This is a genomic window from Pacificibacter maritimus (genome assembly GCF_003814915.1).
Taxonomy (GTDB): domain Bacteria; phylum Pseudomonadota; class Alphaproteobacteria; order Rhodobacterales; family Rhodobacteraceae; genus Celeribacter; species Celeribacter maritimus.
This window is the reverse complement of the sequence record NZ_RKQK01000001.1, coordinates 566,483-579,018: the sequence shown is the minus strand read 5'-3', so window position 1 is coordinate 579,018 and position 12,536 is coordinate 566,483. Positions and strand designations below refer to the sequence as shown.

General features: G+C 52.7%; 13 protein-coding genes. 4 read left to right on the top strand and 9 right to left on the bottom strand.

Annotated features, from left to right (window positions below):
- Window positions 1-243 precede the first annotated feature (243 nt).
- The 3 genes from sufB to iscR form a co-directional block, all read right to left on the bottom strand.
- Entirely contained in the window at window positions 244-1,779 is a 1,536-nt protein-coding gene (gene sufB, locus EDD53_RS02685; RefSeq protein ID WP_123791647.1) for a Fe-S cluster assembly protein SufB, read from the bottom strand.
- An 80-nt stretch (window positions 1,780-1,859) separates the two neighbouring features.
- A complete protein-coding gene (locus EDD53_RS02680) occupies window positions 1,860-2,903 on the bottom strand; it encodes a cysteine desulfurase family protein (RefSeq protein ID WP_123792373.1) in 1,044 nt (347 codons plus the stop codon).
- Window positions 2,904-2,908: 5 nt separating this feature from the next.
- Window positions 2,909-3,409 (bottom strand): Fe-S cluster assembly transcriptional regulator IscR, encoded by a 501-nt coding sequence (gene iscR / locus EDD53_RS02675; protein ID WP_123791646.1) that lies wholly within the window; start codon window positions 3,407-3,409, stop codon window positions 2,909-2,911.
- A gap of 334 nt (window positions 3,410-3,743) precedes the next feature.
- Between iscR and EDD53_RS02670 the strand changes: the two genes are divergently transcribed.
- The 3 genes from EDD53_RS02670 to EDD53_RS02660 are packed head-to-tail and all read left to right on the top strand — an operon-like array spanning window position 3,744 to window position 5,859.
- The gene (locus EDD53_RS02670) at window positions 3,744-4,397 is read left to right on the top strand and encodes an alpha/beta hydrolase (RefSeq protein ID WP_123791645.1); all 654 of its coding nucleotides are present in this window, start codon (window positions 3,744-3,746) and stop codon (window positions 4,395-4,397) included.
- Between the two features lie 12 nt (window positions 4,398-4,409).
- A complete protein-coding gene (locus EDD53_RS02665) occupies window positions 4,410-4,679 on the top strand; it encodes a hypothetical protein (protein WP_123791644.1) in 270 nt (89 codons plus the stop codon).
- A 1-nt stretch (window position 4,680) separates the two neighbouring features.
- Window positions 4,681-5,859: an HD domain-containing protein gene (locus EDD53_RS02660; RefSeq protein WP_246002166.1), complete on the top strand. Its 1,179-nt coding sequence runs from the start codon at window positions 4,681-4,683 to the stop codon at window positions 5,857-5,859.
- Window positions 5,860-5,871: 12 nt separating this feature from the next.
- Here EDD53_RS02660 and EDD53_RS02655 read toward each other — a convergent pair whose 3' ends face one another.
- The 4 genes from EDD53_RS02655 to EDD53_RS02640 all read right to left on the bottom strand — a co-directional run bounded on the left by EDD53_RS02655 (window position 5,872) and on the right by EDD53_RS02640 (window position 9,902).
- A complete protein-coding gene (locus EDD53_RS02655) occupies window positions 5,872-6,291 on the bottom strand; it encodes a PaaI family thioesterase (protein ID WP_123791643.1) in 420 nt (139 codons plus the stop codon).
- Window positions 6,291-7,769, bottom strand: coding sequence for a carboxypeptidase M32 (locus EDD53_RS02650; RefSeq protein ID WP_123791642.1), 1,479 nt, complete (start codon window positions 7,767-7,769; stop codon window positions 6,291-6,293). Before EDD53_RS02650 ends, EDD53_RS02655 begins: the two co-directional genes overlap by 1 nt.
- A 3-nt stretch (window positions 7,770-7,772) precedes the next feature.
- A complete protein-coding gene (gene ctaA / locus EDD53_RS02645; protein ID WP_123791641.1) occupies window positions 7,773-8,927 on the bottom strand; it encodes a heme A synthase in 1,155 nt (384 codons plus the stop codon).
- 198 nt (window positions 8,928-9,125) lie between these two features.
- The gene (locus EDD53_RS02640; protein ID WP_246002164.1) at window positions 9,126-9,902 is read right to left on the bottom strand and encodes an RNA methyltransferase; all 777 of its coding nucleotides are present in this window, start codon (window positions 9,900-9,902) and stop codon (window positions 9,126-9,128) included.
- Between the two features lie 156 nt (window positions 9,903-10,058).
- On the opposite strand from EDD53_RS02640, the gene EDD53_RS02635 reads away from it, so the two are divergent.
- Window positions 10,059-10,688, top strand: coding sequence for a thiamine phosphate synthase (locus EDD53_RS02635; RefSeq protein ID WP_123791640.1), 630 nt, complete (start codon window positions 10,059-10,061; stop codon window positions 10,686-10,688).
- 47 nt (window positions 10,689-10,735) lie between these two features.
- Here the strand turns inward: EDD53_RS02635 and olsA are convergent, their stop codons facing one another.
- Complete coding sequence (gene olsA / locus EDD53_RS02630; RefSeq protein WP_170162664.1) at window positions 10,736-11,575, bottom strand: lyso-ornithine lipid O-acyltransferase; 840 nt, start codon at window positions 11,573-11,575, stop codon at window positions 10,736-10,738.
- The gene (olsB, locus tag EDD53_RS02625) at window positions 11,572-12,351 is read right to left on the bottom strand and encodes an L-ornithine N(alpha)-acyltransferase (RefSeq protein ID WP_123791639.1); all 780 of its coding nucleotides are present in this window, start codon (window positions 12,349-12,351) and stop codon (window positions 11,572-11,574) included. The genes olsA and olsB overlap by 4 nt, the downstream gene beginning before the upstream one ends.
- Window positions 12,352-12,536: the final 185 nt, after the last annotated feature.

Sequence of the window (12,536 nt, the reverse complement as noted above, 5' to 3'; positions counted from 1 at the left end):
TCGGATCACCCTTTGCCTTCAAATCACGACGATGCAAGAAAACGCCCCAAGTGCATTGAATCACAAAGAAAACGGCCGCAAAACTGAACGTTTTGGGCAAGAAATCTTGGTTCACACGCATCAAATACCCCAGATCACTGCCCCGCGCGCTCAAAGCCGACACGAATGGAAACAGTACCCCTGCAATCAGGGATACCATCCATGCGTATCTAAACCGCGTGCTGCGCAAGAAAGCCGTCATACCTAGCCGACTGAGCCTTCCAATGAAATCGCGACCAAAGCCTGCGCTTCCATGGCAAATTCCATCGGCAGGGCTTGCAAGACATCTTTACAGAACCCGTTGACCACCAAGGCCACGGCTTCTTCTTCGCCCATGCCACGTGCCCGGCAGTAGAACAGTTGATCGTCATCCACTTTAGATGTGGTTGCCTCATGTTCGACACGCGATGTGTTATTGCGCACTTCGATATAAGGCACGGTATGCGCCCCACAATCAGATCCGATCAGCAAACTGTCACATTGGGTGTAATTGCGGCTGTCTTTGGCTTTCGGATGCATTGTCACCTGACCGCGGTATGTGTTTTGCGCCTTGCCCGCTGAGATCCCTTTGGACACGATCCGCGACTTGGTGTTCTTGCCAAGGTGGATCATTTTCGTGCCCGTATCAGCTTGCTGCATATTGTTTGCGATGGCGATGGAATAAAATTCGCCCTGCGCGTCATCGCCGCGCAAAATACAAGACGGGTACTTCCATGTCACAGCAGAGCCTGTTTCCACTTGGGTCCACATCACCTTTGACCGATCGCCACGGCAATCCGCGCGTTTGGTCACAAAGTTGTAGATGCCGCCCTTACCATTTTCATCGCCTGGGAACCAGTTTTGCACGGTCGAATATTTCACTTCTGCGTCGTCTAGCAAAACGATCTCAACCACAGCTGCGTGCAATTGCGCGATGTCGCGCTGCGGCGCTGTACAGCCCTCGAGGTAGGACACGTAGGATTTTTCATCCGCGATGATCAAAGTGCGTTCGAATTGGCCAGTGTTTTCCGCATTGATACGGAAATAGGTCGACAATTCCATCGGGCATTTGGTGTTTGGCGGGATGTAAACGAATGACCCATCTGAGAACACAGCAGAGTTCAAAGTGGCATAATAGTTGTCGGAAACAGGCACAACTGTGCCCAAGTATTTCTTGACCAACTCAGGGTGATCTTTAATCGCCTCAGAGATAGAACAGAAAATAACGCCTGCTGCGGCCAATTCTTTCTTAAAGGTCGTGCCAACAGAAACGGAATCGAACACCGCATCAACAGCCACTTTGCGCTCCCCATCTGCTGGGGTCTCGCCTGCGCCTTCAACGCCTGCCAAAATGGCTTGTTCTTTCAAAGAAATACCAAGCTTTTCATAGGTTGCCAAAAGCTTTGGATCAACGTCATCAAGCGACTTTGGCTTTTCTTCCATCGATTTTGGACGCGCATAGTAATATTGATCCTGAAAATCAATTTCAGGGTACTCAACCATGGCCCAATCGGGTTCTTCCAAAGTCAACCAACGGCGGTAGGCCTCTAGGCGCCATTCAAGCATCCATTCAGGTTCGTTGTTCTTTTCGGAAATCAAACGCACGATATCTTCGGACAGGCCTTTGGGCGCATATTCCATTTCGATATCGGTGTCCCAGCCGTATTTATACGTGCCAGCCAGCGCTTGCACGGCATCGACTGTGTCCTGTTCAACACCTTCTTTCGCTTGCATTTTATCTTTTACTGAACTGTCATCCATGCGGAACATTCCTTACGTGCGTATCTATCAGGCGCATTGGCCCATTGTATTGGTTTCAGCGCGGCTGCGCTGCGTAGTCATTAAGCGGCGCGCTGTTTCCAACGGGCATATGCCGAAAGCCAAGCTTTGGCAAACCGCTCTATATCATTTGTTGTCGTCTCAGGGCCCAAAGACACGCGCATCGCGCATGAGGCCTCAATCTCTGAATACCCCATGGCGCGCAAAACGCGGCTGGATTTCACTTTGCCACTGGAACAGGCCGAGCCCGCAGACACGGCAAACCCTGCCAAATCCATCTGCATCACTTGGGTTTCCCCTTTCCAATCAGGCGTGATCACACTCAGCGTATTGGGTAATCTTTTTGCCTCTCTCCCAACACATATGATGCCATCCGCCCCATCTTCAAGGCGCGCTTGTAAGAGATCACGCTTCTCGGCGATGCCCTCCCAAACACCATTGGCCATCTCTTGCGCATTGGCAGCAGCAGCAGCCCCAAAGCCGACAATCCCAAGCAGGTTTTCCGTGCCAGAGCGCCGTCCCATTTCCTGACCGCCACCTAAGATTTGCGCAGAAACATCTAATCCTTGTTTTAACACCAAAGCGCCGATGCCCTTTGGACCGCCAAGCTTATGCGCTGAAATCAGTGCCATATCGCAGCCCATCCAATTGAACGCGATCGGCAGCTTGCCAAAGCCCTGTGTGGCATCCACCACAGCCAAGCCTTCGGGTAGAGTTTGTACAACTCCACTTTCGGAATTAGCCAGTTGTACCGCATTCAATGTTGGATTTGTGCAAGTAATTTTACCCTGCCGATCAACAAGAAGCGAAGAATCACACCATGAAGACACAGCCTCATGTTCGACATCCGCGCAGGCCAAACCCCGCCCAGACAGGGCCAAAGCCGCAGCTTCTGTCGCCCCCGAAGTGAAAACAATATCCGCGGAACTTGCGCCAAAAGCGTCAGAGACTTGCGCGCGCGCCTTTTCAATCAGCCCTTTTGCTATGCGCCCCTCACCATGCACAGAAGACGGATTGCCCACCACATCCATAGCAGCGATCATCGCCTCTTTGGCGGCCTGCGCCAATGGGGCTGTGGCGTTATAATCCAGATATGTGCGCGCCATACGAGTCATTCTTCGACAGCATCCTTGGTCTGAGTGACTTCAGATTTTTCATCATCGACAACCTCGAACAGGTTTGGCACCGCAGGACAAGGGCGCAAGCCGTTGCCCGTGATGTCAGACAAGCGCGTTTGGTGCAAAAACACGTAAACATGCGCTGACAGACCTTCCCATAAGCGGTTGGTCATGGATTGCGCGCGACTGCCCGACACGCCGCCAGACGCGCCCGCGCCCGTATGCATGGCCGATACAGTTTCATCGACAGCTTCCAAAATATCTGACACACGAATATCAGAGGGCGATTTAGCCAATTTATAGCCACCGCCTGGCCCGCGCACAGAGATCACCAATTCAGCGCGGCGCAGTTTTACGAACAACTGTTCAAGATACGGCAGCGATATGTCTTGGCGCTTGGAAATTTCCGATAAAGACAGCAAGCAGTCGTCTTTTTGCAGCGCCAGATCCGCCAAAGCGACCATCGCATAGCGACCTTTTGTTGAGAGTTTCATGTACCGTTCTCCAAATTTGGGTCTCTCGCGCGCAGCAAAGCCCACGAGTCGCGTGATCCACTATACTATTCGCCATGATTCCCCTGCAAAAGGGGCAATTTATGTGCAAAAACATTGACGTGAGCGCCTTGGAGCCTTAACTCCATGACATCTCGTGCGCCCTATTAGAGCGTTTAGTTTAGAATGCTTCTAAAGTTCCTGAGCTAATACGTCAACTATAGCTGTAACGGGTCCGCAAAACGAGCACAAAACGACACCCCATACAGGGCGTTCACTGTGCAACTGTCCATTGCGACAGCCACAGATATGAACACCTAAGGAGACAGGGACCTCAATGCCCGAAGTGATTTTTCCAGGCCCAGAAGGCCGCCTAGAAGGCCGTTACCACCCCCAACGCGCCAAAGACGCACCGATCGCAATTATTTTGCACCCGCATCCGCAATTTGGCGGCACGATGAACAATAAAGTCGTGTACAATATGCATTACGCCTTTCACAAAATGGGCTTTACCGTGTTGCGCTTTAACTTTCGCGGCGTTGGTCGGTCGCAAGGCGAATATGATCAAGGTATCGGCGAATTGTCTGATGCGGCCTCAGCGCTGGATTACTTGCAATCCTTGAACCCCAACGCGAAACATTGCTGGGTTGCGGGCTTTAGCTTTGGCGCTTGGATCGGCATGCAACTTTTGATGCGCCGCCCAGAAATCACTGGCTTTATTTCAGCGTCACCGCCCGCAAATATGTATGACTTTTCTTTCTTGGCCCCCTGCCCGTCATCTGGCTTGATGATCAACGGCACAGCCGACCGTGTGGCCCCGCCCAAAGACACCCATGCTTTGGTCAACAAACTGCACGAACAAAAAGGCATTACCATCACCCATACCGAAATCGAAGGCGCAGGCCACTTTTTCGAAGATGACTACATGGAAGAATTGATCGAACATGTGACCGCCTATGTGCGTCGCCGTTTGACTGAAAACACACGCTAAAGGACGCAAATCATGGGGATCATGGACGATCTGGCCGATGAGCTGGCCAAAGATGCAATCAAAGCTATGAATGCAATCGGCGATGAACAGTTCATTCAACAGGTATCGCAAGTGATTGGCGCAACATCCACAACCACACAAGAAGCGTTTAACACCGCAGCCCGTGTGCGATTGGCCGAACGCCGTGCCCGTGATTATATTTTGCAACGTGTCAAAGAACATAAAGCGGGGCTGTCTCCTACGGCCCCGCCACCAAGTTCAGAAGATGATGTAGAAGTCTAACGTGACATCCAGCGATCAAACAGCCCGCCTTGATGCCCAATACGCCTTTTTGCTTGAAGCGGATAAGCTTAAAACTGTTGAGCGCGCCAATCAAATCATGACGCGAGAGCGGTTTGAAAACTCTGCTGAACATTCGTGGCATGCAGCGCTTTTGGCGGTTTTATGCGCGCCGATTGCCCCTGATGATGTTGATCTGTGTTTGGCACTCAAAATGTTGATCTTGCATGACATCGTTGAAATAGATGCAGGCGATCATCCGATCCATATCCTTTACAATCCCCAAGAGATTGAACAGGCCGAAGCCAAGGCTGCACAGCGCATTTTCGGACTTTTGCCCAAAGAACAATACCAAAGCTTCACCGCCATTTGGCAAGAATTTGAAGCCATGCAAAGCCCGACGGCGCGATATGCCAAAGCAATCGATTTTCTCGCCCCTGCATTGCAATGTATCGGAGCACAAAAGCAACTTGTCGAAGAACGCGACATTGTGGAAAAAAACCTGCGCTCTGGGCGTGCTTTTCGGATCAAAGATACTTTGCCTGCGCTGTATGATTTCACCTTGGCCAAATTTGAAAACCGTGCCACTGATCCTGTGATGGAGCAGCGCTATGCCTATTGGTGCGAAGCGGATCGTTTGAAATCTGTGCTGCGCGCAACGCCGATTATGGATGGCTCTCGGCCTGAAAATTCGGGCGAACATTCGTGGCATGTGATGCTCTACACCCTGACACTGGCGGATCAAGCGCGGGGGGATATAGATCTTTATACGGCACTGGTGATGATGCTTTTACACGATATTGTCGAAGTTGATGCAGGGGATAATCCGATCCACGGCACAGTGACGCCAGAGGCGCATAGAGCGCAAGAACTGGCCGAAATCAAAGCCGCTGATCGCTTGTTTGGTCTTTTACCCACCGATCAAGGCAAAGCCCTGCGCCAGATTTGGGAAGAATTCGAACAGGCCGAAACACCGACAGCGATTTTTACCAAATCCATTGATCGTGCCCAGCCTGTGTTACATAATCTTGCAAATGACGGTGGATCATGGCGGGTTTACAATGTGACGCTTGCACAGCTTGAAACCCGTGTCGGCGACAAAATCAGCCGTGGTGCGCCTGCCCTTTGGCCCTTTATCCGTGCGCGTGTTGAACCTTGGTTCATTGCCCATAATGCTGTGTAAAAGGACTGCGATTTAGCTTGGCGGCAAGGCAAAAGTCAGCTGCGCTTGCGCCAAAACGTCATCGCTGTCAGGATTGCGCATCAAAACCTGCCCCATGGCCAATGACCGTCCCAGTTTATGAACGCGCGCTTCGCCCAAAACAGGCAAATCACCCGCAGGTCGGCGCAGATAATCAATCGAAGCACTGACCGTCACTGACATTTTCTTGGGCCCAGCCTTCGCCAAAACCGCCATGTAAAACGCAACATCGGCCAATAAAAACAAAGCGGGGCCAGACACAGTCCCGCCATGGCGAATTTCTGTGGCGCGAGGTGTCAGGCGCAAAGTCACAGCTTCTGGCGTCACAGTTTCGATCTGCAAAGCATCGCCCAGAGGGCCGAAATCGCCCCTAAGGTGGTCTTCAAGTGCTGCGCGATCCATCAAAATTGCCATTATGACAGACCGTATATGTCGCTGAACTTTGCCTCTAGATACTCCAACAAGGGCGTTTCATTCGGCGCAAATCCGCAGGCATGTTGAATAGTTTCATTGGGGGCGCGTAGCCCACCGAACTGTTGCAGGTGAACACGCAGCCAATCTGTGGCGGGTGTCGTAATACCTTGGGATAAGCTGCTGTCCAAATCAGGCAGATCATCACGCAGAGCTTTGTTCAAACAGCCCGCATAGACATTGCCCAATGAATAGGTCGGGAAATAGCCGAACAGCCCAACAGGCCAATGCACATCTTGCAAACAGCCGTTTGATACTTTGTCGACTTTCACGCCAAAATCAGCTTCAAAACCTGCATTCCATGCCTCAGGCAAATCAGCAATTTCAAGCGCGCCATTGATGATTTTCTGTTCCAGATCAAAGCGCAAAAGCACATGCAGATTATACTGGATTTCATCACTTTCGGTGCGGATATAGCCTTGGGTGACACGGTTTACAGCCGCGTAAAACCCATCAGCGTTCTTGATGCCAAAATCGCCAAACTTATCGCGCATTTTGCCGTATAGATATTCGGTATAGGCACGCGAACGGCCCAATTGGTTTTCATAAATACGCGATTGGCTTTCATGCACGCCCATAGAGACGCCCGCACCGAGCGGCGTCAACATATGCTGATCATCAATACCAAGCTCGTAACAGGCGTGGCCCACCTCGTGGATGGTGGAATAGAGGCAATTGAATGGATCATCTTCAGAGGTGCGCGTGGTGATGCGCACATCGGCACCAGAGCCGCTGGAAAACGGATGCACGGCCTTGTCAATCCGCCCGCGATTAAAGTCATAGCCAAAGCTTTTGGCCACCTCGCGCGTCAGCGCCATCTGCGCATCAGCATCAAAGGTGCCGCTGACGCCTTTGGGCTGGTCGGCCCCCATAACCTTATCACGCAGCGCTGTCAGACGGGGGCGCAATGCGCCAAACATATCCGACAATTGCGCCGCTGTTGCGCCAGGCTCGTAGTCTTGCAGCATCGCGTCATACAGATCCCCACCCTCAGCAAGCGCGGCGGCTTCTTCACGTTTCAGCGCGACGACCTGTTGAAACATCGGCGCGAAATGCGCGAAATTATCGCTTGCGCGCGCTTCGGCCCAAACACCTTGCGCCAATGATGTCACCTTCGCAATTTCAGCGGCCAAAGCAGCGGGCACTTTGGTGTTGCGCGCATATGATTTTTTGATCTCGCGCAGGTTCGCCGCCTGCACTTGGTCCAAAGCATGCCCCTCAATCGCGGCCAACCAGTCGCCCACGCGCGGGTCTGTACGCCGCGCATGCAACACGGTTTCCATCGCCGCCAGTTCTTCGCCGCGCTGCGCACTGGCGCCTGCTGGCATGATTGTTTCTTGATCCCAGTTCAGCCGCCCCGCGACAGATCCTAGCGCTTGCGTGATTTTCTCATAGGCCATCAGATCAGTGAATGCGCTCATGGATTATGCCCCTCGAACAGATTGGGATTTGGGAAAGCTGCTGAGGAAACGTGCGCGCAAAATGGCCACAAACAGCGCGACTGCCCCCAGTTGATGCGCCAAACCAAAGTGCATAGGCGCGCCATTCAAAACCGTGACAATGCCCAAAACCATCTGCAAAAACAGCACAGCTGCCATCATATTAAAGGCAGCTTGGGTACTGCGATTGGCCGATTTCCGTCCCTTAATCCATACCAACATGCCGTAAGCAAATAAGATATAGCCCATCATACGGTGCATGAATTGCACAAGCCCTGCATCTTCAAAGAAATTGCGCCACACAGGCGTCAGGCTCAAGGGATCGGGCGGCAAAAACTGCCCCCCCATCAAAGGCCAATCTGTGAAGCCGCGCCCAGCATCAATGCCCGCAACCAAAGCACCCAACAAGATTTGTAAAAACGCCAGATGCATCATGCCTGTGGCCTTGGTGACAAGCTTTGCATCTTTATGACGCCGCGCCTGCATCAGATCCGTTTGCGACCTGCCAAGTTCAAACACATACCAAGTGATAAATCCGAAAATAACAAAGGCCAGCCCCAGATGCGTGGCCAATCGGTATGAGGCCACATCCAAACGATCCCCTGTCAAACCAGAGGCAACCATCCACCAGCCAATCGCGCCTTGCAGCCCGCCCAAAGCGCCGATGAACAAAAGTTTTTTGGTCCAGCCTGTCGGGATTTTTCGCGCCAAAGCAAAGCCTGCAAAGCCCAAAAACCACACAAGCCCAATAGTGCGCCCAAGTTGGCGATGGCCCCATTCCCACCAATAGATGGTTTTGAATTCTGACAGGGACATCCCTTCGTTTTGCAGCTTATACTCTGGAATTTGTTGATATTTTTCAAATTCAGATGCCCAATGTTCGGCAGACATGGGCGGCATGGCCCCTGTCACAGGTTTCCATTCTGTGATCGACAGACCTGAATCTGTAAGCCGCGTCATGCCTCCAACAGCAATCATCAAAAGCACCATAGCAAACAAGAGTATCAGCCAAGCGCGGATGCCTTTGCGCGCCCCTGCACGCCCTGTATCGATCAGACCACCTTTTGGGGCTGCGACGGCTTTTTCATCTGTGCCGACCTCTTGGAAAATGCTGCGTGTGCTGTTTGGTTTTTGCGCCATGAATGCGAACCTCTTTAAAAGCAATGCCTCACCGAGATGAGGGGACAGGCCTGTGTTGCGTGAGAAACTAGGCAGCGAAAGGGCGAAGGGCAAGGCATCAAACGCCTGCTTTGGCCACTCAAACGGGCCAAAATGGCAAAAACCGCCGCGACTTGGAGCCGCAGCGGCGTAAATAGTGATCCTGCCAAGGTCTGTGCGCTATCCGCGATCTTTCCAACGCTTCATCTGGCGCATGATCCCGTGCATCATCTGCACATCCATTTTGGTCATCGGCATACGCGACCACATGTTGCGCAGGTTCAATTTCATGCTGGCGGCTTTGGCTTCTGGGAAAAAGAAACCAGCTTGTTCGAGCGTCTCCTCGTAGTGATCCCCCATCTTTTCCATTTCCACATGGCCCGCCCAATCCGTGCCCGCCATTTCAACCACTTCAGGGATGATATCAGCGGTTTGGCGGCGCCATTCATAGGCGGTCAGCAAAACACATTGTGCCAAATTCAGGGATGGAAACTCTGGATTTATCGGCACTGTTATTAGCGCATTGGCGTGGATGACATCTTCGTTTTCCAGTCCCGCGCGTTCAGGCCCGAACATCACCCCGACCTTGCCGCCTTTGGCGATGATCGCACGCGCATGTTCCATGGCGCGCTCAGGGGACATCACTGGTTTGGTGATATCACGCATACGGGCTGTGGTCGCAAAAACGAAATCACAATCGGCCAAAGCATCGGGCACGGTGTCATACATGCCTGCTTCGTCCAGTAAACGCCCTGCGCCAGAGGCCATGGCGATGGCTTTTTGGCTGGGCCAGCCATCACGCGGATCAACGATACGCATCCGATCAAGACCGAAATTCCACATCGCCCGCGCGGCACCGCCGATGTTTTCACCCATTTGCGGGCGTACCAAAACAAAGGTCGGGGTTGGACCTGTCACGTCAAAATCTTGGCTATCGTCTGACATTGTATCTGACATTACAAAAGGCCCTTTGTGGTGGTTGTCGTCTGGTGCAAAACTGCTTTCGCTTGTGTTAGGGCCAAGCGCACAAAATCGCAAGCCAAGCGTGATGCGCAAAGGCTTTCACAGGGGCCACAAACACGTTATATCGACCCAAAGCCAAAGGAGTCGCCCATGTCTGACCAATCTCAACCCGAAGTGCCACAAATCTACCTTTTGACGCCTGCGGCATTCGATTTGGACAGCTTTCCTGCCAAGCTGGAAAAAGTTCTAGCGGATCACGACATCGGCTGTGTGCGCATGGCTATGGCCAGCAAAGACGAAGTTGAATTGGGCCGCGCAGCCGATGCACTGCGCGAAATCTGCCATGCGAAAGATGTGGCGATTGTGATCGATTCCCACGTGGCGTTAGCGGAAAAGCACGGGCTTGACGGCGTTCATTTGCTTGATGGCGCGCGTTCTGTGCGCGAAGTGCGTAAAACCTTGGGCGCAGACGCAATCGTTGGCGCCTATTGTGGTGCGACCCGCCATGACGGCATGACAGCAGGCGAGATCGGCGCAGATTATATCGCCTTTGGACCTGCGGGCCCGAATGCTTTGGGCACAGGCGAGCAGGCCGAAAAGGAGCTGTTTGAATGGTGGTCACAGATGATCGAAGTGCCAGTCGTCGCCGAGGGTGCTTTGGACGCCGAGACGATCAAAACCCTTGCGCCGCATACCGATTTCTTTGCCATAGGCGATGAGATCTGGGGCCAAGACGATCCAAGTGCTGCTTTGGGCCGTTTGATTGCTGCAATGCATTAAGCGCGCAATTCATATTGAAATACACTGGGGGCTGATGGCCCCCTTTTTCATGGCTGAATTCTTGACCTGTCGCTCAGGCTTGAACGCACTTGATCTTCGCAAATCTGCGCCATCTCCTTACGGTTTTTGACAGCTGCGACGGCGATTGGATCGTGAAACGTCACCGTAATAGACCCTTGTTTGCGCGCCTTGAGATAGCTGACCAAAGAGGGCGCAAAATCCATATCCCCCCACCAGCCGTAAAACCGCGGATCAGCGCCTTCGGGGGCGGTATAGCGCACAGTGACAGGTTGGATATACAGATCGTCAATCAACTCGGGTGCAAAAAAGGCCGCAAATAGAGTGGGTTTAAAAGGCAGAACCCGCTGCCCATCCGTGGATGTGCCTTCGGGGAAAAACAACAGTTTGTGGCCCATTAACAAACGCTGTTCAAACACCACCTTTTGCCGCCCAGCATCTTTGCGATCACGGGCGATAAACACAGTTCCTGCTGCACGTGCCAAAAGGCCAATGCCGGGCCAATTGGCAACTTCGGCTTTCGAGACAAAGAACACCCGCTGGCAGGCATTGAGTGAAAAGATATCCAGCCAAGTCGAATGATTGGCCACGACGGCCCCGTGCTGTTTCATCGGCGCACCAATGGTGGTCAGCGGGATGCCCATGATCCTCAGCGCGCTGCGCGATACGAACCGCGGAAATACGGATGACCAAGGCCGCCCTGCACCATAGAAAAGTCGTTCAATTGCACGCAGGATCATCATCAAAGGCAGGCAAATCAAGATCAGTGCCACAATCGGCACCCCGCGCAAGATCAAACGCAGCATATCAAACCGCGCGGCAGGTGGCGCTGGCAGCGGTGTTTCACTGTCCCATAATGGGGCGCTCATCGAATACGCTCGCGGGTGTACATTTCTTTTTGGCGTGGGCTGACCTGTGCAATATCCAAGATCAAACACACATCAATCGTGTTAAAGGCATGATCGATAAAAGCCCCCTCGCCCACTGTGCCGCCCAAGCGCAGGTACGCTTTGATCAAAGCTGGCACCTCCAACATTGCCGCGCGGCGATCTATCTGGTCTTCTGTGATCAAATCCATGCGTTGAAATTGGTCATCAACGGCGCGCACGCGTAAGTTTTCTGGGGCAAGATGGCGATGATGCAACAAAGACAATGGCGCGGACAATTGTTTAAGATCCGTGCCATGGAACGAGGCCACGCCGAACAGCACATCAAAACCGCCCTCAAACACGTATTTTGCCAGTCCAGCCCACATATGATAGAGCGCTGTGCCGCCGCGATACTCAGGGGCCACGCAGGATCGCCCAAGTTCCAGCAAACGCTTTCCCGAGGCCTTTAATCTGGTCAGATCATATTCGGCTTCGGTGTAAAACCCGCCAAGCTGATCGGCTTTATCCCCAGTGAGCAAACGGTACACCCCGACACATTGTTCCAATGGATCATCCGAGCGCGCTTTGTCTATCAACATCAGGTGGTCGTAGCTTGGGTCAAAAGCGTCCGCTTCAAGTTCTGCTTCGTGATCAACCATAGGACCGTCTGATCCGAGCTCTTGCACGAAAACGCGGTAGCGCAAGCGCTGTGCAGCCCGCAGGTCTTGCGCTGAGACTGCGAAACGCAATTCGAACTTGTGATCTAGGTCACTCATTTTTTGTCTTTTTACTTGGGAGCCTTGCGCGGGTTCTACGGGCTTCGTCATGTCATTGCAACACGGCTGCTGATTGTCAGAGAATTAATACAGCTTAGGGTTGCATTCGCCGCCAGTTTCACGACTATAAACACCAACACTTGCTGTATCAACCACAGGCCCCGCGGCCGCTCAGCCGTAAAGAA